19 protein-coding genes and 1 tRNA gene are annotated in these 20,913 nt (G+C 44.0%); 5 read left to right on the plus strand and 15 right to left on the minus strand.

Translation table 11 applies throughout. The features are described 5' to 3' along the window. The first annotated feature begins 76 nt into the window (after positions 1 to 76). Positions 77 to 163: transfer RNA gene (locus DWW81_RS09125), tRNA-Leu, on the plus strand. A gap of 520 nt (positions 164 to 683) precedes the next feature. Here DWW81_RS09125 and DWW81_RS09135 read toward each other — a convergent pair. The 15 genes from DWW81_RS09135 to glmS form a co-directional block, all read right to left on the minus strand. Further along, complete coding sequence (locus DWW81_RS09135; RefSeq protein WP_181979634.1) at positions 684 to 1,343, minus strand: thiamine diphosphokinase; 660 nt, start codon at positions 1,341 to 1,343, stop codon at positions 684 to 686. Beyond that, positions 1,336 to 2,220 (minus strand): ribosome small subunit-dependent GTPase A, encoded by an 885-nt coding sequence (rsgA, locus tag DWW81_RS09140; RefSeq protein WP_117897508.1) that lies wholly within the window; start codon positions 2,218 to 2,220, stop codon positions 1,336 to 1,338. The genes DWW81_RS09135 and rsgA overlap by 8 nt, the downstream gene beginning before the upstream one ends. Before the next feature lie 3 nt (positions 2,221 to 2,223). After that, complete coding sequence (gene pknB / locus DWW81_RS09145) at positions 2,224 to 4,344, minus strand: Stk1 family PASTA domain-containing Ser/Thr kinase (protein ID WP_117897509.1); 2,121 nt, start codon at positions 4,342 to 4,344, stop codon at positions 2,224 to 2,226. Between the two features lie 42 nt (positions 4,345 to 4,386). After that, positions 4,387 to 5,115 carry a Stp1/IreP family PP2C-type Ser/Thr phosphatase gene (locus tag DWW81_RS09150; protein WP_022287850.1) on the minus strand — a complete coding sequence of 243 codons (729 nt, stop codon included), beginning with the start codon at positions 5,113 to 5,115 and terminating at the stop codon, positions 4,387 to 4,389. 18 nt (positions 5,116 to 5,133) lie between these two features. Continuing rightward, positions 5,134 to 6,180, minus strand: coding sequence for a 23S rRNA (adenine(2503)-C(2))-methyltransferase RlmN (gene rlmN, locus DWW81_RS09155; RefSeq protein ID WP_022287849.1), 1,047 nt, complete (start codon positions 6,178 to 6,180; stop codon positions 5,134 to 5,136). Positions 6,181 to 6,184: 4 nt separating this feature from the next. Continuing rightward, complete coding sequence (rsmB, locus tag DWW81_RS09160) at positions 6,185 to 7,501, minus strand: 16S rRNA (cytosine(967)-C(5))-methyltransferase RsmB (protein ID WP_117897510.1); 1,317 nt, start codon at positions 7,499 to 7,501, stop codon at positions 6,185 to 6,187. A gap of 12 nt (positions 7,502 to 7,513) precedes the next feature. Then, on the minus strand, positions 7,514 to 8,446 hold the full coding sequence (gene fmt, locus DWW81_RS09165) for a methionyl-tRNA formyltransferase (protein ID WP_117897511.1): 933 nt from the start codon (positions 8,444 to 8,446) through the stop codon (positions 7,514 to 7,516). After that, positions 8,446 to 8,907 (minus strand): peptide deformylase, encoded by a 462-nt coding sequence (def, locus tag DWW81_RS09170; RefSeq protein ID WP_022287846.1) that lies wholly within the window; start codon positions 8,905 to 8,907, stop codon positions 8,446 to 8,448. The genes fmt and def overlap by 1 nt, the downstream gene beginning before the upstream one ends. Positions 8,908 to 8,925: 18 nt before the next feature. Beyond that, complete coding sequence (gene priA / locus DWW81_RS09175; RefSeq protein WP_242989596.1) at positions 8,926 to 11,391, minus strand: primosomal protein N'; 2,466 nt, start codon at positions 11,389 to 11,391, stop codon at positions 8,926 to 8,928. 30 nt (positions 11,392 to 11,421) lie between these two features. After that, positions 11,422 to 11,631 carry a DNA-directed RNA polymerase subunit omega gene (gene rpoZ, locus DWW81_RS09180; RefSeq protein ID WP_022287844.1) on the minus strand — a complete coding sequence of 70 codons (210 nt, stop codon included), beginning with the start codon at positions 11,629 to 11,631 and terminating at the stop codon, positions 11,422 to 11,424. Next, positions 11,621 to 12,265, minus strand: a complete 645-nt coding sequence (gene gmk, locus DWW81_RS09185; protein WP_022287843.1) for a guanylate kinase — start codon at positions 12,263 to 12,265, stop codon at positions 11,621 to 11,623. Before gmk ends, rpoZ begins: the two co-directional genes overlap by 11 nt. Continuing rightward, positions 12,258 to 12,515, minus strand: coding sequence for a DUF370 domain-containing protein (locus DWW81_RS09190; protein ID WP_022287842.1), 258 nt, complete (start codon positions 12,513 to 12,515; stop codon positions 12,258 to 12,260). The genes gmk and DWW81_RS09190 overlap by 8 nt, the downstream gene beginning before the upstream one ends. Positions 12,516 to 12,529: 14 nt before the next feature. Further along, entirely contained in the window at positions 12,530 to 13,408 is an 879-nt protein-coding gene (locus tag DWW81_RS09195; RefSeq protein WP_022287841.1) for a YicC/YloC family endoribonuclease, read from the minus strand. Positions 13,409 to 13,548: 140 nt separating this feature from the next. Further along, positions 13,549 to 14,196 carry an HAD family hydrolase gene (locus DWW81_RS09200; RefSeq protein WP_117897513.1) on the minus strand — a complete coding sequence of 216 codons (648 nt, stop codon included), beginning with the start codon at positions 14,194 to 14,196 and terminating at the stop codon, positions 13,549 to 13,551. A 53-nt stretch (positions 14,197 to 14,249) separates the two neighbouring features. After that, positions 14,250 to 16,070, minus strand: coding sequence for a glutamine--fructose-6-phosphate transaminase (isomerizing) (gene glmS, locus DWW81_RS09205; protein ID WP_117877600.1), 1,821 nt, complete (start codon positions 16,068 to 16,070; stop codon positions 14,250 to 14,252). 236 nt (positions 16,071 to 16,306) lie between these two features. Here glmS and DWW81_RS09210 point away from each other — a divergent pair, with 236 nt between their 5' ends. From DWW81_RS09210 to DWW81_RS09225, 4 genes are all read left to right on the plus strand, one after another. Next, the gene (locus tag DWW81_RS09210) at positions 16,307 to 16,906 is read left to right on the plus strand and encodes a hypothetical protein (protein WP_022287838.1); all 600 of its coding nucleotides are present in this window, start codon (positions 16,307 to 16,309) and stop codon (positions 16,904 to 16,906) included. Next, entirely contained in the window at positions 16,903 to 17,349 is a 447-nt protein-coding gene (locus DWW81_RS09215) for a YaiI/YqxD family protein (RefSeq protein ID WP_117865411.1), read from the plus strand. Before DWW81_RS09210 ends, DWW81_RS09215 begins: the two co-directional genes overlap by 4 nt. Positions 17,350 to 17,429: 80 nt before the next feature. Further along, positions 17,430 to 19,700 (plus strand): glycoside hydrolase family 3 C-terminal domain-containing protein, encoded by a 2,271-nt coding sequence (locus DWW81_RS09220; protein WP_117897514.1) that lies wholly within the window; start codon positions 17,430 to 17,432, stop codon positions 19,698 to 19,700. Between the two features lie 6 nt (positions 19,701 to 19,706). Then, positions 19,707 to 20,573: a helix-hairpin-helix domain-containing protein gene (locus tag DWW81_RS09225; protein WP_117897515.1), complete on the plus strand. Its 867-nt coding sequence runs from the start codon at positions 19,707 to 19,709 to the stop codon at positions 20,571 to 20,573. Positions 20,574 to 20,913: the final 340 nt, after the last annotated feature.

Below are 20,913 nucleotides of genomic sequence, written 5' to 3' on the forward strand. Positions count from 1 at the left end.
ATTTCTGTTTAACAACTTATAATTTGCAAAAAAGCGTTGACATTTTGCAAAAAAAGTGTTATAATATATCTTACATGCCGCTGTGGTGGAATAGGCAGACACAAGGGACTTAAAATCCCTCGGGGTAAAACCCGTACCGGTTCAAGTCCGGTTAGCGGCACCAGAAATCATCGTAAAATCGGGCTTTTTTGAAGTCCGATTTTATTTTTTTGTCCGTTTATCTACCAATCAGTCACATTTCTTTTATTTCTTCATGTCATAAGCCGTATTAGGGCTTCCTACACTCTTGCTTTCCGCAATAGAATTGCAACAAGATAATTGAATATTTTCGTAAAATAGAGGATTTGACGAAATTCGACAGAGCAAAGCTTAAAAAGTATCGTAAAATAGTTATTTATCGTTATACGAATAACGTAATTTTGCCGTCAAAAGCACATCATGATGAATCATAACATAACAAAATAAAAAAAGCTCTTAGATCGTTCCTGTGATCTAAGAGCTTTTCTGCTATAGCAAAAAAAAATTGACGGCACTCACACGAGTACCGCCAGTTATCCTATTCTTCTTCCTTTTTGATCTTGAAAATAAGCCTCATTAAGCCCGATATGACCTTTGGACTTTTTACAACTACAACTTTCATAAGTATTACCTCCCGAATAGTTATAGTTTATATTATTCAAAAATCAAAAATCGGTTACCATTTTTGACTGTACTGACAGCAGATAGCCACTTTTGAATGATATCTCAGCGTATTTTCTATCCTGCCCATCAAAGCCTTTCACCACGTTTGATATGCCAAGCGGGAAAGCATTGGTCAGCAGACAGTCCTCTACTTCATATTTCGCACCCTTTATGGTTAGACCCTCTACCTTATCGGTATATGCCACCAGCGAGAACGAAAAGCCCTCACGGTCATATATCCTGTAACTGCCTGCACGATAAAGCCGAATTATCTCCCTATCTGCGGCTATCATTCCCTCACCGCCACAAGATAAAATATATCCCAGAGATTGGATATTTCCAAGTAAGTGGTCTACTCGTCCGCCTGTTGCACCGAATATGAGAAAATCATCACAACCCGACTCAAAGCCCTGCTTTATGGCAAGCATAAGGTCGGTATCGTCCTTTTCTGAGGGGAAGATCTCGATATTATCAAAAACAGGTTTTTCAGCAGAATCAAAGTCACCCATAATAATGTCCGACTTTACGCCCACTGCCTGTGCAAGCTTATAGCCCTTGTCTGCAGATATCACAAGAGAATCGTCGATAAAACTCTTGTATTCTGCCACACACTGAGCCGATACCGCTTCACCGCCTGAAAAGATAGTGCATTTCTTAGTCATTTTTGTATTCCCACTCCTTAAGCTGCTTTGCCTGCTCGTACATTTCCACATAACTTTCATGCCTTGACTTTGCGATCTCGCCATTTTTTACCGCCTCTATGACCGCACAGCCCTTTTCCTTTGTGTGGCTGCAATCAGGAAATCTGCACTTGCCCTCGTATTTCTGAAACTCAGGAAAACAGCCTGCAAGCTTGTCCTTGAAAATAATATCATATCTGTTGGTATCAAACGACGAAAAACCAGGGGTATCGGCAATATACCCACCGCACTCCAGCTTGTATAGCTCTACATGGCGTGTGGTGTGCTTTCCTCTGCCAAGCTTTTTGCTTATCTCGTTGGTGGCAAGCCCCAATGCAGGGAACATATTATTGAGCAGTGACGATTTGCCAACGCCCGTGTTTCCTGTAAATGCCGACAGCTTGCCCTCCAGCACTGCCTTAACAGCTTCACTGCCCTCGCCGGTGGTATTGTCTACCTGAAAGGTCTTTATCCCTGCGCCCTTGTATATGTCCACAAGCTCGTCACAGCTTTCCTTGTCTATCTTTGTAAAGACTACCACAGGCTCTATTTTTTTGAAAACAGCTATTGCAATAAACTTATCAAGCAACAGCAGATTAGGTCTTGGTTCGCAGGTAGACGAAACGAACACAAGCATATCAAGATTTGCAAGAGGCGGTCTTATAAGCAATGAGCGTCTTTCCTCTATCTTCTCGATAACTCCGCTTCCGTCGTCCTCCAATGAAAATTCAACTCTGTCGCCGCCTACAGGAGAAATGTTCTTTCTTCTGAATACTCCTCTTGCCTTACATTCATAAATGCCGTCGGAGGCTTCTACATAGTAGATGCCTCCGATAGCTTTAACGATTATTCCATTCATGAACTACTGACCCTGCTCGTCTGGCTCCTGAGGCTCCGGTGCAGGTGCTTCAGTAGTGGTAGTTGTAGTAGTTGTTGTGGTCGTAGTTGTAGTTGTTGTGGTCGTTGTCGGAGTAATGTCGATCAGACCGCTTTCATTCAGGCTTCCGCTAAGAGTAGCTGTCTGCTTATCATAATCTATGTCATATACTGCATAACGGCACTTCTGCTGATTTTCGTCATTTGTGATGAAGATAGTCAGAGTTTCTGTCTTCTTGCCCTTTACAGTTATATTTACAGAACCGCCTGCAACAGATTCTCCACTACCGATCTTCTGTGTATATGCAACGTTGCCGTTATTGTAGATGTCTATAGAATATGAGCCGTGGATACCACTTGGAAGTGGCAGTGAGAATGTTACCTCAACAGGTGAAGTTTCTCCGGTCGAAACGTAAATAGTAACAGTTGTGTCACGCTCAACATATGTGCCTTCGTCTGTATCCTGCTCGATGACCTTGCCCTTATCGCCCTCATGCTCGATCTCCTTGACCTCAGCCTTGAGCTTGTTCTCCTTGAGCATTGCAACTGCCTTTTCTTCTGTAAGACCTACAACGCTTGGTACTTTGACTCTTGTTTCAACAGGGCCCTTACTTACAAACAAAGCAACAGTCGCACCTACGGCATACTGCTCGCCTGCTGCCGGCTGTGTTTTCACAACAAGACCTGAAGCTATATCCTCAGACCATATATCTCTCTTAACGACCATAAATCCTGCAGCCTTAAGCTCGCTTTCAGCCACAGTGCCGTCTTTCTTCACCATGTCAGGGATAGTTGCCATTTTTTTGCCCTTACTTACAGTAAGTGTGACCGTGAAGCCTTCCTTAACAGACTTTCCTGCTGCCTGACCCTGGAATGTGATTATTCCCTCGTCATACTGGTCATTATACTCTTCGGTGATATCAAATTTAAGCTTATCTTTATAATCCTGCTCAACCTGAACGATATTCTTGCCCACAAAGTTTGGCAGTGTAACTGTGCCTGTGTGCATACCGTTTGAACCGCTGAATGACTTGAATACAACTCCTACGATAACGAACGCTGCAATGATAACTACCGCAACTGTCACAGCAAGGAGTATCGGAACAACGTAAGAACGCTTCTTTTCTTCCTCTTCTTCCTCGTCATCGTTTTCTTCGTCATCGTCCTCATATTCTTCATCGTCGTCATAGTTCTCACTATGCTCATCGTCAAAATATTTGTTATTGTTATCAGCCACAGGGATAGGAACAGGGCTGTTTTTATATCCGAAAACAACAGATGGATTGAGCTTGAACGTGTCTATATCCTTTATCATCTCTGCTGCTGACTGATAACGTCTTGCAGGATCTCTCTCCATAGCGTGCATAACTATTTCTTCAAGAGCCTCCGGGATAGAAGGCATGATCTCTCTTGGGGGAACCGGATCCTCCTGCATATGCTTGAGAGCGATAGCCACAGGGTTTTCACCGTCAAAAGGCTTTCTGCCTGTGAGCATCTCATAGAGCATTACGCCTACAGAGTATATGTCAGATCTTTCATCTGTCATATCGCCCCTTGCCTGCTCAGGCGAGATATAGTGAACAGAACCGATAGTCTTGTCAGAAAGTGTCTTTCCGTCGATCCTTGAAAATCTTGCGATACCAAAATCCATGACCTTGATAGTTCCGTCAGGGAAAAGCATTATGTTCTGCGGTTTGATATCTCTGTGAACGATACCCTTGTCATGAGCGTGCTGTAAAGCACGGAGTATCTGAGTTACAAAGTGCAAAGCGTCTTTCCACCTAAGCACGCCCTGCTGCTCGATAAACTCTTTAAGGGTGATGCCGTCGATATACTCCATAACGATAAACTGTATCTCGTCAGAAAATCCCACGTCATATATCTTTACGATATTAGGGTGAGAAAGTACAGCGATAGCCTTGCTCTCGTTTCTGAAGCGTCTGAGAAATTCCTCGTTCTGTGAAAACTCAGGCTTAAGTATCTTTACTGCAACAGTACGGTTTTCCATAACGTCAACTGCCTTATAAACGTCAGCCATTCCGCCCACGCCGATAAGCTCGGTTATCTCATATCTGCCGTCTAGCTTTTTGCCGATATTAGAATCCATGTAATTCAACTCCTATATTATTCATGTTTTATTGTCATTCCATTAATTTGCTATTACCGCAGCAGTAATATTATCTTTACCGCCGCATTCGTTTGCGAAAGCAATAAGCTGTTTTATAGCCTCGTCAAGATTATTGCCAAACACAGTTTCATATATCATATTGTCTGTGCAATAATTGGTCAGACCGTCAGAGCAAAGCAGCACCGCAAAATTATCATTTTCTTCAAGCTCGAAATAATCGACCTCAACATCTGATTCAACGCCCACAGCCTTTGTGATAACGTTTCTCATATGATGATTTTTCGCTTCTTCTTTGGTTATCTGACCCGACCTATACAGCATTTCCACATAAGTATGGTCAGTGGTTATCTGAGCTATACCGTCCTTGGTAAGAAGATATCCACGGCTGTCGCCCACGCTCACCATATAGACGGTCTTATCCACCACCAATGCCGCAACGCAGGTAGTACCCATGCCGTTTTTGTCAATATCCTCCTTGCTCTTGCCATACACGATCGTATTTGCATAATGCACTGAAGTGAGCATAAGATTTCTTATGGAATTTGGTTTCATATCTTTTCGGAAATTTTCCTTGATACGTTTTACTACTGCGTCAATGGCAAGCTGACTGGCAACTCCGCCTGATGACGCTCCGCCCATACCGTCACAGACCACCGCAACGGCAACATTGTCAGCAAGAAATTCAGCATGCACTCTGTCCTGATTTTCACTGCGTTTTTTTCCGATGTCTGTATCAGACGCTATAAACAAGCGATTCACCACCTTTTATCAGATCTCATATTCTCGTCTTAACTGACCGCAGGCAGCGTCTATATCCGCACCCAAGGTCCGCCTCACAGTAGCGTTTATCCCAAGCTTCTCCAGATATCCTCTGAATCTGTTGGCTGACTTTCTGTCAGAATGATAATTACGCTCCTTTATCTTATTAACAGGGATTATATTCACATGACAGACAAATCCGCCCAGAAGCTCCGCAAGCTCCCTTGCGTCCTCCATAGAATCGTTATGCCCGTCTATCAAAGCATATTCAAAAGAAATTCTCCTGCCTGTTACCTTAAAATAGTATCGGCAGGCGGCAAGAAGCTCGTTGATATCATACCTGTCATTAACAGGCATTATCTCGCTCCTGCTCTTATTATTGGAAGCGTGCAAAGAGATAGACAATGTTATGCCCAGCTTTTTCTCTGCAAGCTCATATATCCTCGGCACAATGCCGCAGGTAGACACTGAAACGTGCCTTAGCGACATATTAAAGCCCTTTGGACAGGACAGCACTTCAAGGAAATTCACCACATTATCAAAGTTATCCATAGGCTCGCCTATTCCCATAAGCACCACGCCTGATATCTTTCTTCCGCTGTCACGCTCAGAAGCGTATATCTGTCCCAGAATCTCCGAAGAAGTCAGATCACGCTTGAAGCCTGCAATAGTTGACGCACAAAAGCGACAGCCCATTTTGCAACCCACCTGAGTTGACACGCAAATGGTGTTTCCGTAGTTGTATTCCATTATTACGGATTCCACATGATTTCCGTCCTCAAGCTCATATAGATATTTTACAGTATTATCGGTATGAGATTCAAGCTTTTTTGACACAAATAGTGATTTTAAACAAAATTTTTCATTAAGCAGATTCCGTAATTGTACAGATAGATTAGTCATTTCATCAAAACTTGACACTCGCTTTACATGAAGCCAATCAAATATCTGCCCTGCACGGAACTTCTTTTCTCCAAGCTTTAGTATCTCGGCTTCCAGCTCGTCAGGCAGAAGCCCCAATATATCTATTTTTCCATTATCATCAAATGCTACCAAAAGATCACCTCAGCCTGATAAACTTAGCAATAAAAAATCCGTCTGAATTATATTTTGCAGGTGTGATAGACATTCTGCAAAGACCGCTGTCGCTGCCGAAAGCCCTGCCTAGCGGTGCAGGCTCAAAATCAGGGTGTTCAGCCAAAAATCTGTCTGCCACCTCATCATTTTCCGCCCTTGACAGCGTGCAGGTAGAATACACCAGCGTTCCGCCTGCTTTTACATACTCCGCCGACGTTTTCAGTATATCATACTGTATTTCGGGAAGCCTGTCGAAATCTGAGGGTTCTTTATACTTTATCTCAGGTTTTCTTCTTATTACACCAAGCCCCGAACAGGGTGCGTCGCAAAGCACTTTGTCGGCCCTTGGCATTTTATCGTCATAGACCTTCGCATTGTTGACACCTGCCCTTATGCAGTCAAGCCCAAGCCTTTTGGCACCGCTTTCAATAAGCCCTGCACGATTTCTATGCAGATCAAAAGCAAGCACTCTGCCCTTGTTGTTCATACGCTCGGCAATTGTAAAGGTCTTTCCACCAGGTGCGGCACAAAGATCGAGAACTGTATCGTTCTCCTTAGGATCAAGCGCCGCACAGCAAAGCTGGCTCGAAAGATCCTGAACGTGTATCCTGCCCTCTTTGTAAGCCTTAGTATGCTCCACTGCTCCTGCACCGCATATCCTTATGCAATCAGGCAGGACGGACAGCCTTTCAAAGGTAATGCCCTCCTCAGCGAGCATATCCAGTGTGCTTTCAAGAGAATGAAAGACCGTGTTCACTCTTGCGGTGACAGGTGCCTGTCCCACAGATGTTTTCAGCATTTCAAGGCAGATGTCCTTACCGTATTCCCTTGTCCACTTCTCCGTCAGCCATACAGGTGCGGAGTATTCTATAGAAAGCTCCTCGGTAGCATTTCTGCCCTTTGGAAGCTTTTTGTCGCTTCTTATAAACTCCCTTAGCATTGCGTTCACAAATCCGCTTGCCGCAGGATTTCTGTTTTTCTTTGCAAGCTTCACAGACTCGTCCACAGCCGCATTGTCAGGAACAGAGTCCATATACAAAAGCTGATAAAGACCCATTCTCAGTATAACTCTGACCTCAGTACCAAGCTTATTCTTAGGGTTGCGTGAATATTCCCGAATAATGTTATCAAGAGTTATCTGTCTTTCCAAAACGCCGTAGAAAAGCGCTGCGGCGAATTTCTTGTCCTGAGGTGAAAGGTCTGACCTTTCAAGACCCTCGTCAAGAAGTATATTTGAATATGAGCCGCTGTTTTCCAGCCTTGTAAGCAGCCTTAAAACCGTTTTTCTGGCGTTTCCCATAGTTCCTCCGAATTATCCCAGCACAGTGCCGTTCTCGATATGTCTGCCTCTGAGAAAATCAGCGGTATCCATTCTCTTTGAGCCTTCAGCCTGCACCTGAGTAAATCTTATGACTCCGTCTGAGCAGGCAACAGAGAAATTGCTGTTATCCACCACAGTGCCCACAGGCTTTCCGCAAGGCTTTGTGGAAGCTATCTCAGATCTATATACTTTCAGCCTTTTGCCCTCAAGCACTGTAGTAGCGCATGGCCAATCAGACAGACCACATATCTGCTTGTGTATCTTTCTCACAGGCTTTGTGAAATCTATAGGGCAAAGCTCCTTTGAGAGCATTGGTGCATAAGTCGCAAGGCTCTCGTCCTGCTTAACAGGGGTTATCTCGCCCTTATCAAGCTTTTCAAGGGTATCAACAAGCACCTCTGCGCCCATTTCAGCAAGTCTGTCAAAAAGTTCAGCGGCTGTTTCGTTCTCGCCAATAGGTGTAGCCTTTTCCACAAGGATATCTCCCGTATCCATGCCCTCGCCCATAAGCATCGTTGTAATTCCAGTTTCAGCTTCGTCATTAAGCACAGCCCACTGTATCGGACCTGCTCCACGATATTTAGGAAGCAGTGAGCCATGGACGTTCACACATCCAAGCCTTGGTATATCAAGCACCGACTTAGGGAGCATTTTGCCATAAGCCGCCACTACGATACAATCAGGGGCAAGGTCATTGATAATTTTAACATACTCCTCGCCGTCTTTTTTAAGGCTTTGCGGCTGATAAACTGTTGTGTCATGCTCCTGCGCAAGCACCTTTACAGGGGGCGGAGTAAGCTTATAGCCTCTGCCCTTTGGCTTATCAGGCTGAGTGAAAACAGCCTGCACCTCATATCCGCTGTCATAAAGCTTTTTCAGCGTTGGTACGGCAAAATCAGGCGTACCCATGAAGATTATTTTCATTAGTCCTCGACCTCTACAAATTCTTCAACTATCTCAGTAAACAGATGACCCTCAAGGTGTGCAAGCTCATGGCAAACGCACTGTGCAAACAGCTCTGATACTTCCATTTCGTACCACTTGCCGTGTCTGTCCTGCGCCTTGAACTTAACTCTCATAGGTCTTGTAACATAGCCCCACTCGTTCGGGCATGAAAGACAGCCCTCCAGAACTCTCTGCTTTTCCTCGCTCTGCCATGTTATCTCAGGGTTGATAAGCTCGTAAACCTTATCGTCGATTATTATAACGACCACTCTTCTCAGCTTTGCCACCTGTGGACCTGCAAGACCAACTCCGTTGGCGTTTTTCAGGGTTTCTGTCATATCGTCAAGAAGCTGACCAAGCTTGTCGTCAAATTCTGTAACAGGCTTGCAGACCTTGTGAAGAATCTCGTCGCTCTTATTAAGTATTTTTCTGAGTGCCATTTATTTAACTATCCTTTCTTAAAGCCCGATATCGCCATTTATGTCGGCATAGATACGAACTGTCTGATAATCTTTATTTTTATAGAACTCGCCCAGAACGTGCTTTATCATATCACGAAAATCCGCAGTATTGCGTGTTTTCAGGATAAGTCTGTATCTGTAGCGATTATTTATCATTTCAAATGTGCATGGTGCAGGACCTAACGCTCTGAGGGGAAAATTCACCCTATGCTGTGAGATATACTCTTTTATAAGCTGAGTCACCCAGCGTGAAGCACCTATTACCTTGCTTTCAAGGGGTGCCGAAAAGCCTATGACGCATATATCGCAAAAAGGCGGATATGTCAGCGACTTTCTCAAGGCTATCTCCTCTTTATAAAACTCATCATAATTTTGCTCTGCCGCAAGGTTCAGCACATAATGGTCAGGCACAAAGGTCTGAATGTATGCGACCCCTAGTTTATCTCCTCTGCCGCTTCTTCCTGCCACCTGAGTGAGCAGTGAAAATGTTCTCTCATAGCTGCGAAAATCCCCTGTGAACAGTGCCTTGTCAAGGGATATGACCCCCACCATTGTGACATTTGGAAAATTCAGTCCCTTTGCTATCATTTGAGTGCCGAGCATTATATCATACTCGCCTTTCTCAAACGCCTTGAAATTCTCCTCATAGGAATATCTTGAAGAAGTGGTATCAGCGTCCATTCGCAGAAGCCTTGCCTGCGGAAAAAGCCTTTCAAGCTCGTCCTCCACACGCTGAGTTCCCACACCGCTTGATTTGAGCCGCTGTGAGCCGCACTGTGGACAGTGCTCTATATTATCCATGGTATATCCGCAGTAGTGGCACATATACCGATCGTTTTTCTTGTGATAGGTCAGGGGTATATTGCAGTTTGGGCAAGCCACAGGCTGACGGCAGTCCATGCAAGTGATATACGTTGTATAGCCACGTCTGTTCAAAAGCAGGATAGCCTGCTCTTTTTTCGCAAGCACTTCTGTAAGTTTATCACACATAACACGGCTAAGCAAGCTGTCATTGCCCTCTGCCGCTTCCTCCTGCATATCGACAATCTCAACTGCCGGCAGGGGCGACTTTGAATATCTGTTTTTAAGCTCAAACAAGTGATATCTGCCCTTTTGAGCGAAATAAAAGCTCTCCAAAGACGGTGTTGCAGAAGCCATCAACAGCACGCAGTTATTATATCCGCACCGCTGTATGGCAACATCTCGTGCATGGTATCTAGGCGTTGAGTCCGACTTATATGACGGCTCGCCCTCTTCGTCCATGATGATTATTCCCACGTTGGTGACAGGAGCAAATATTGCACTTCTTGTGCCGATAACTATTCTTGCTTCTCCACGCATTACACGTTTGAACTCGTCTGTACGCTGTCCCAACGACAATGACGAGTGCATAACGGCTATCTTATCACCGAAAAGTGACTTGAATTTGCCGAGCATTTGTGGTGTAAGTGATATTTCAGGCACAAGCATGACAGCCGTTTTTCCCATATCCATAACGCTTTTTATAAGCTTTATGAACACAGACGTCTTGCCGCTTCCCGTAACGCCGTAAAGCAGCGCACCCGCAGGCTTTTCAGCTTTTATAAGCCCCATTATGCCCTCATATGCCGCTGATTGTTCATCATTTAATTTGATATCGTCAGGATCCTGCCTTTCGCCAAGCTCTCCTATGGCGTCACGCATGACCTCGTATTTATACTGCACGATAACTTTCTTATCAGCAAGCCTTTTTAATATGCTTGAAGTGCAGTTGGTCATATAGCAGACCTCTTTCACAGAGGCACAGCCACCCTCCTCAAGAAGCTTCACCACAAGGGTCTGCTTCGGGGTAAGAGTGGTCTGTATCTCCCCTGACACATACTCGTCAGAAAGCCTTACCATGCTGACATTCTCATCACCGACTTTTCTTTTCAAAGCGTCGCTGATCTCAACATAGCCCTTATCCACAAGAGAATCCACAGTTTTCTTCTTTCGTGCGTCATTATGCACGTCAAGAAAGCTGTCTATCTCCCTCTGACTTTTTGCACATCGGAGAAAGTCCACCACATTTTTCTCATCTTCATTTAAAGTATCCTCGTCAATGTAGGTATTGACAAGGCTGTAATGCTGTGAAAAAGTGTAGGAAAAGCCTGTAGGCACAACGGATTTATAAGCGTCATAATAGGTGCAGAAAGTGTTTTCTTTCAGCCACATTATTATCCTCATCATTTCCTCGGTAACAAGGCTTTCCCCGTCCACCACTGAAATAACAGGCTTCAGCTTATCGTTATACTCGGCTTCCGTATACGTTCTCGCAACAAATCCTACGGCTTTGCGGTTTCCTCTGCCAAAAGGCACAAGCACACGCACTCCGCTTTTCACTTTCTGAGCCAGCTCCTCCGGCACACTATAGCTATACAGTGCGTCAAAGCTGTATGATGCACGGCTTATTGCAACCTTTGCCACGATAAAAACTCCACGCACAGCCGTACACCTCCCCATAAAAAGCCTCGATTATTTTCTGAGGCTTGGATCCTCGATTATCTTGTATTCGCCATTATAAAGCTCGTCAACTGCTGTCTTTACTGGCTTTTCATCAAGCACCAGCTTGTTGTCAAAAGCGTCGCTCGTGATCTCTCTTGCTCTCTTTGCAACTGCAATAACTAGAGAATAATAGCTTTCATTGTTCTTCAAAATCTGGCTTACGGCCGGTCTAAGCATCATAATTAAGCACCTCGTCAATTAATTTCTTTGTATCATCATTTTCTGATCTGAATTTATCCGCCTTGCCGTCCTCGGCTTTCACGGAGTTCATAACTGCAACAAAATCTTCCACAGCGTCCTCTAGTCCGTCGTTCATTATCACATAATCATAACCGCCGGCTTTGCCGATCTCACCGGCAGCCTGACTTACACGGTCAGCAATAACATCGTCAGACTCAGTTCCACGCTTTCTAAGCCGTCTGTCTATCTCCTTAACAGACGGTGGAAGTATAAACATCAGCACAGCTTCAGGAAAGGCTTTTTTCACCTGAAAAGCACCGTTAGTTTCAATTTCAAGTATAACATCTCTGCCCTGCTCAAGATTAGCGAGAACAGGCTTTTTTGGTGTTCCATAATAATGACCAACATAGCCTGCGTGTTCAAGAAATTCACCGCTGTCTATCATTTTCTTAAAGCTGTCATCGCTTATAAAATGATAGTGAACGCCGTCCTTTTCGCCCTCTCTGGGCTTTCTTGTAGTGCAGGATATAGAATAGAACACATCTCTGTTTTTAAAGACCTCTGCAAGTATAGTTCCCTTGCCGCAGCCTGAGGGAGCTGATATAACAAACAGCTTTGCATTGTTCTTATACATTGTCATCGTCCTCCTCGTCAACAGCGGCACGTCCGCCTACAGTTTCAGGTGCAACTGCCGACAGCACCACATGGTCGCTGTCCATAATAAGCACCGCTCTTGTTCTTCTGCCGTAGGTGGCGTCTATAAGAGTACCCTTATCCTTAGCTTCCTGAATGATACGCTTTATAGGCGCAGACTCAGGGGAAACTATGGCAATGACCCTTGCGGAGGACACCATATTTCCAAAACCGATATTAATAAGCTGCATATCTCACACCGCCGTTATTCGATATTCTGTATCTGCTCTCTGATCTTTTCGATCTCAGCCTTAAGATCCACCACCATTTTTGTGATAGTGAGATCGTTAGCCTTTGAGCCGATAGTATTCACCTCACGGTTAAGCTCCTGCACAAGGAAGTCAAGCTTTCTTCCCACAGGCTCGTCCGACTTGATAAGCCCTCTGAACTGTGAGATATGGCTTCTGAGCCTTACTGTTTCCTCGTCTATTGCCACCTTATCGGCGAAAATAGCCACTTCTGTAAGTATCCTCTGCTCGTCTATGTCCTTATCGCCGAGAGTTTCCTTTATCTTTGCATAAAGTCTTTCTCTGTAGCTTTCAGTAACGCTAGGTGACTGATCTTCTATCTTGCCCACAGTTTCCTCGATATAATCAAGTCTGCCGCTGATATCGTCATACATCTTGACGCCCTCAGTTTCACGCATCTGAACAAATCTGTCCAACGCCACCTGAGCCACGTCCTTGACCTCGTTCCAGATCACTTCCTCATCATCTGTTTTCTTCACAACTGTGAACACATCAGGAAGCTTCATGATATGTGACAGTGTGATATCGTCATCAAGGTCAAGCTCGTCAGCCGCACCTCTCAGTGCGTCAAGATAGCCCTTTGCCACAGCCTTGTTAAGCTCTATCTCAGCGTCAGTACCCTCCTGATTATAGATAGAAACAGACGCCTCTACCTTACCACGGGAAATACCGCTTTTAAGAAAGCCTTTCAGCTTTTCATCAAGATAGCCGTAGGCTCTCGGAGTTCTCGAAGTAAATTCATAATATCTGTGGTTTACAGAGCGTATCTCAACGATTATCTCTCTGCCGTTTGCCACGATATGCTCTCTGCCGAAACCGGTCATGCTTTTTATCATAGCATACCCGTCCTTTCATATAATAATATTTATGTTATCCGCTTGGTACTTAACATAGTACATCAAATTATATTATAACATCAAGCTCCGTAAATAGCAATAGTTTTTCACATTTATTTAAAATTATATTTACTTAAAATTTATATATTCTGAAATATGTCCAACAGTGACGAGCCGATATAGATATGAGGATATTTTTCAAAATCTTCCTTAGTGGTAGAGCCAGTTGTTACTCCTGCAAAATCCACCCCTGAATTGAGTGCAGTTTCAGCGTCGATGTAGCTGTCGCCTATATAAAGCACGTCCGATTTATCCGCACCGAAACGCTCTATTATCAGGTCAAGTCCCTGCGGGTCAGGCTTTGCCCTTGTGACGTCCTCGCCGCCAACTATGATATCTACAGGAAAAGAGCCTGCCTGCTCATTGAAAGTATTGACTATCCTATAGCGATATTTCGTGGAAACTATGCCGACTTTTACCCCTGCGTTCTGCAAGGTCTGCAAGATTGCGATAGTATCGTCATAAAAATATGTTTTCTTTACCATTACCTCGTCTGCCTTTTTTACATATGCCTTGCGCATATCCTCACGCTGAGGATTGTCAGGCATATCTGTCAGCAGGTCGAAAGCGTCAACAAGGGTCATACCTATGGTGTTGTAGATTGTCCTGTCGTCCTTTGGCGGATAACCAAACTCTTTCAAAACGTGCTTAAAGCACTCCAAAATGCCCTCGGAAGAGTCTGCAAGAGTAAGGTCAAAATCGAAAACAAAGTATCTGTATTTGCTCATAATAAACTCCTTTTCAAACAGCAAGGGCAACCCTTTGCGGATTGCCCTGCATTTTATTCAACTGTAACTGATTTTGCAAGATTTCTCGGCTTATCAACGTCATTGCCTCTGAGAACTGAGGTATAGTAAGCGATAAGCTGCAAAGGAACCACTGTCAGCATAGGCATGAGCAGATCGTCTATTGTCGGCAGACCGATCTTATAATCTGCCACCTCATCGTCAACGTTGATATATCCGTGAGTAACAAGGACAACGTATGCTCCTCTTGCCTTGACCTCCTTGACGTTGCTTATGGTCTTGTCAAGAAGCTCTCTTTGTGTTGCAACTGCGATAACAGGCATATTGTTTGTTACCAGTGAGATAGTGCCATGCTTAAGCTCGCCTGCGGCATATGATTCAGAATGGATATATGATATCTCTTTAAGCTTCAGTGAGCCTTCCATAGAAAGCGCATAGTCAAGACCTCTGCCGATATAAAGAAGATTTTCCTTGTTTACAAGCTGTGAAGCAACATACTGACAATTATCAGGTGTTTTAAGAACAACTTCAAGCATATTAGGAACGTTCTGAAGCTCTGCTGTAAGTCTCATGCACTCCTCTTTTGAGATAGCTCCGTGAGCGTATGCTATAGCAAAGCTCAGTAGATAGAATACAGAAAGCTGAACGATATATGCCTTTGTGGAAGCTACAGATATCTCAGGGCCTGCATGGGTGTAAAGCACCATATCAGACTCTCTTGCGATAGACGAGCCTTTTACGTTTACGATAGAAAGTGTTTCAGCACCCCTCTCCTTAGCCATTCTAAGGGCTGCGAGAGTGTCGGCTGTTTCACCTGACTGTGAAACAAGAATAACAAGATCTCCCTTTGCAATGATAGGATCTCTGTATCTGAACTCAGAAGCCATATCCACCGTGACAGGTATCCTGCCGATCTTTTCAAGCACATACTTGCCCACAAGACCTGCGTGCATTGCAGTACCGCAGGCAACAACGAAGATGTTGTTATAGCCCTTGAGTCTGTCATATGTAAGACCACACTCTTCAAGGTTTGGCATACCGTCAACTATTCTTGGTGTGATAGTTGTTTTTATAGCTGTTGGCTGTTCGTGAATCTCTTTGAGCATAAAGTGAGCATATCCGCCCTTCTCAGCGGCTTCCATATCAAAGTCAGCAACGAGCATCTCTTTCTCAACTGGCATTCCGTGAACGTCAAAGAACTCCACCTTGCCGTCGTCAAGAACAGCTATCTCGTTCTCGTCAAGAAGATAGTAATTCTTCGTATATTTCAGTATTGCAGGCACATCAGAAGCTATAAAAGCTTCGTCCTCGCCAACTGCAACGATAAGAGGAGAATCCTTTCTTACTGCATATATTCTTCTTGGGAAATCCTTGAATATGATACCCAAAGCATATGAACCCTCTATCTCAGCAAGAACCTTCTGTATTGTCGCCATAGGGTCGCCCTCATAATAATAATCAAGCAGCTTTGCAACTGTTTCTGTATCTGTCTGAGATTCAAAGATATATCCCTTTTTCAGCAGAAAATCCTTGATAGTTCTGTAGTTTTCAATGATACCATTATGAACGATAGAAATATTCGCATTTCCGTGAGGGTGTGAATTTATATCAGACGGCTCGCCGTGTGTAGCCCAGCGTGTGTGACCTATACCGCAAGTACCGTTGAGCCAGCCCTCTCTTTTAAGCTTTTCTTCAAGGTCAGCAAGTCTGCCCTTTGTCTTTTTTGTCTTGATAGCATCGTTCTCAAAAACAGCTATTCCTGCTGAGTCATAACCTCTGTATTCAAGCTTTGACAGTGAGTCAAGCAGCACCTTTGTACAATCCTTTTTTCCCACATAGCCTACTATTCCGCACATGTATAAGCAACTCCTTTCATTCTCATTTGTTAAAAGTCATTAAATTTCTTATATTTTTCCAAACCATATCCACATAAATATAATATATCATAGCATATTTTGCATGAAAAAGCAATAGCAAATGCAAAAATTAGCGAAAAGTACTGTTAATCTTACAAAAAATATGTTATAATTAGTTTGGTAAAACTAAAACGCTAAAGCTTATCATAATATAATATTTTTACAGGAGGTCAACTATGTCAAAGGTAACAGAACTTAAAGACAAATTCGTTGAGATCTACACGGAAAACATAAAGCGCCCGGGTTCGGAAAAGCTGCTCAATTATCTGCTTTCAGAAAACAGCGACTTCTTTGTTGCACCTGCTTCTACAAGATACCACGGAGCATACGAGGGTGGCTTGTGCGAACACAGCATACACGTTTATGAGTGCCTGAAAAGCTATCTGGAGCGTGAGCGTGTAAAGGAAGATTACAACATGGAATACTCTGACGAGAGCATTGCTATCGTTTCACTGCTCCATGACATCTGCAAGGTAAATCTTTACAGAGTAAGCTACCGCAACGCCAAGAACGAACAGGGCGTGTGGGAGAAAGTCCCATACTATGAATTTCACGAAACACTGCCATATGGTCACGGCGAAAAGTCGGTCTACATAGTAAGCAGCTATATGCGACTGACCCGTGAGGAAGCCATGGCTATACGCTGGCACATGGGCTTTTCAGGAGAAGAAAACAAGAACAGTATCGGTCTTGCCCTTGAAATGTATCCTCTCGCACTGGCGACCCACATTGCAGATATGGAATCTACATTTTATATAGAAGGTGGCAAGGCGTGAGGATACTTATAGACGCTGACGGCTGTCCTGTTACGAATATCGCAGTTTCTATAAGCAAAAGCCATGGGCTTGAATGTATCATAGTTTGCGACAGCTCGCATATTTTCAGTTCTGACTATGCACAGGTGATAACTGTCGACAAGGGTGCAGACAGTGCAGACATGAAGCTTGTGAACATCGCTCTAAAGGGCGATATTGCCGTGACGCAGGATTATGGGCTTGCGGCAATGTGTCTTGCAAGAAACGTCCTTGCTCTGGATCAGAACGGCAGGATATATGACAGCTCCAACATTGATGCACTGCTTCTATCAAGACATACTGCAAAGAAGATACGCAGAAGCGGTGGCAGGCTCAAAGGTCCGCCAAAGCGCACCAAACAGCAGGACGAGGATTTCAGGGTGGCTCTTACCAAACTAATCGAAGATAATATTAACTTTATGTAAAATATGCACAAAATATATAGAATTTCATAGAAAATTGTGTTACAATCAAACTATAGTTTTATAGAAAAGAGGTTTTCACAATGAACATAGACAAGATTTTGAAGGAACTCACACTTGAAGAAAAAGCTTCATTGTGCTCAGGCTCTGACTTCTGGCACACTGAGGAAATAAAAAGGCTGGATATACCAAGTATAATGGTGTCTGACGGCCCTCACGGACTTAGAAAAATGCGTGATGATACAGACAATCCTAACGAAGCTATCAAGGCAGTATGCTTCCCATGTGCCTGCGCACTTGCCTGCTCTTTTGACAGAAAGCTGCTTACAACTCTCGGCAAGGCTCTTGGCGAGGAGTGTCAGGCTGAGGACGTTTCCGTTATACTTGGCCCTGGCTGTAACATAAAGCGTTCACCACTTTGCGGCAGAAACTTTGAATACTTTTCAGAAGACCCTTATCTTGCTTCACAGCTTGCCACAGCACACATAAAGGGCGTCCAGAGCAAGGGCGTAGGAACTTCTCTTAAACACTTTGCCATGAACAATCAGGAAACAAGACGTATGAGCTATTCTGCCAACGTTGATGAGAGAACGTTCCATGAGATATATTTAAGTGCCTTTGAAACACCAGTCAAGGAAGCAAAGCCTTGGACAGTGATGTGTTCATACAACCGCATAAACGGCGAATATTCCTCGCAGAACAAGCTTCTGCTCACTGATATACTCAGAAACGAATGGGACTATGATGGACTTGTAGTTAGCGATTGGGGCGCAGTTGATGACAGACCTCTTGGCGTTGCCGCAGGTCTTGACCTTGAGATGCCTACCAGCAACGGCAAGAATGACGAGCTTATCATAGAAGCCGTAAACAACGGCACGCTTTCAATGAAAGACCTTGACAAGGCTGTGAGAAACGTGCTTACGCTTATTCAGAAAGCCGAGGACGGCTATGCCCCTGCAACAAAGTGGGATAAAGAAAAACAGCATGAACTTGCAGGCAAGATAGAGTCCGAATGTGCGGTACTGCTCAAAAATGATGATAAGATACTGCCGCTTGACAAGTCTGCAAAGATAGCTTTCATTGGCGAATTTGCCGACAAGCCACGTTATCAGGGTGGCGGAAGCTCTCACATAAATTCATTTAAGGTGACTTCTGCTCTTGAAGCAGTCAAGGGCATGGATAATATCACATACACACGGGGCTTCGTCACCGACCGTGACGAAACTGTTGACGAGCTTCTCGATGAAGCTGTGGAGCTTGCCAAAAACAGCGATGTTGCCGTTATCTTCGCAGGTCTGCCCGAAAGCTTTGAGTCTGAGGGCTTTGACAGAAAGCATATGAGAATGCCTGATTGTCAGCTCAAGCTTATTGATGAAGTTGCTAAGGTAAATGAAAACGTTGTTATCGTTCTCCACAACGGCTCGGCTGTTGAAATGCCGTTTGCAGATAAGGTGAAGGGCATACTTGAAATGTATCTTGGCGGACAGAACATCGGCACTGCTGAAAAGGCTCTGCTTTTTGGCGAAGCTAACCCTAGCGGAAAGCTTGCGGAAACTTTCCCTGAAAAGCTTTCACATAATCCGTCTTATCTTAATTTCCCGGGAAATATGGACGATGTTGACTATGCCGAGGGAATTTTCGTGGGCTACAGATATTATGATGAAAAGGGCATAAAGCCACTGTTCCCATTTGGTCACGGACTTTCATACACAACCTTTGAATACAGCAATCTTACTGTTTCAGAAAACGAGATAAAAGACGACAAGACCCTGACGGTCATGGTGGACGTAACAAACACAGGCGACAGAGACGGTATGGAGATCGTTCAGCTTTACGTTTCCGACAAGGAAAGCTCAGTGCGCAGACCTGTCCGTGAGCTTAAGGGCTTTGAAAAGCTTTTCCTTAAAGCTGGCGAGACCAAAAAGGCTGTGTTCCACCTTGATAAGCGTTCATTTGCATACTACGAGCCTGATATACACGATTGGTTCGTTGAATATGGTGAGTTTATTATCGAGGCAGGCTCTTCTTCAAGAGATATCAGACTTTCGACTTCTGTTTATGTATCTTCCGATACAAAACTCCCAGTGCATTTCACCTTGAACACCACCTGTGGCGAGATAAATTCTATCCCAGAGGGCAGAGCTATGTTCGAGGACATTTTAAGCCGAATAAACTGCGGTTTTGGCGACGCGGCTTCCGACGATCTTGGCGCTTCTGCAAAGGAAATGATGGAAGCAATGATAAGAGATATGCCACTGAGAACCCTTGTTACATTTGCAAATGTTCCGGACATCACAAGAGCGAAGATGTCAGAAATGGTGGAAAATCTCAACGAAATGCTTGCAGAAAAATAACCAATTATGGACAGCAAGTTAGACAGCAACAAAGACGAAAAATCGAATGTGACAGAAAATGATGCTTCAAAAGCAAAAACAAGCAGAATAAAACTTTTTGTAGGCGTAATCGCAGTTGCGATCGCCATTACTACAGCGATCGCTTCTGCACTTGTTAACAGACCACAGCGTGATGATGTGGTGATACTCACACCTCCTGCTGACAGCTCTCAGGCTGACAAGGTGGACAATTCAGGCAGTGAAAAGGTCATTAGCAAGAATACAAAGGCACACACCACCAGAAAAACAACGTCATCAAAAGCCGTCACAAGCAGTATTGCTGAAACAAAAGAGGAATACAGCTTTCCTGCTGACATAAACAAGGCTGACAAGGAAATGCTCATGGCGGTGAGCGGCATAGGCGAGGTAACAGCCGACAGGATAATAGCATATCGTGACAGAGTTGGTGTTATCAGCAACATGGATATGCTTCTTGAAGTAAACGGCATCGGAAACTCTACACTTGCACTTCTCAAAGGCTATTTTTATGTTGACAGTGCAGACTACCATGATATGCCGCAGGAAACGAAAGCCGCAGAAACTCAGCCTGTTCAAACAGAAATCCCTGCTGATACTGTAACAGAGCCTCCGGCCACAGAGGAGCAAACTGTTACAACGGCTGAAACTACTGAGAAAGTCAGACAGAAAGTGAACATAAACAAGGCTGACGCTCGGGAGATATCAGACAAGCTGCTAATTGATATGGACAAGGCGAATGCTGTCATAGAACTTCGTGAGCTTATATCCTATTACGAAAGCCCTAACGAGCTTCTTTTGTGCAAGGGCTTTACAGAGAAACTTGTTTCCGAGCTTTGGGATTATATTGAAATATAACTGTATTTTATATATCTGCTACATAAAAAAAGAACTCGCACATTTTGAACTGACCCTCTTTTGTTAGACGATGTGGTATAATATAAATATGCCGAAATTGAAGCTAACGAAAGGGGGCATTTTTATGCCTAAAGTAAAGCCGAACAAAAGTCAAATATATCTGCACAAGCGGTAGTTTTTTTGATACATATGGCATTCATTTTTTGACAGTTCAACATCTCCGTGACCGTTAAAGCACAACAAAAACGATAGCTCTCATAATAACACCGTTACTTTTTTATTAATAGATATGTAGGTTTGTCAATCATATTGGACACTATTATTAAGAAATTCGATAGGC

It is taken from the genome of Ruminococcus sp. AF17-1AC (assembly GCF_003461385.1).
GTDB classification, from domain to species: Bacteria; Bacillota; Clostridia; order Oscillospirales; family Ruminococcaceae; genus Hominimerdicola; species Hominimerdicola aceti.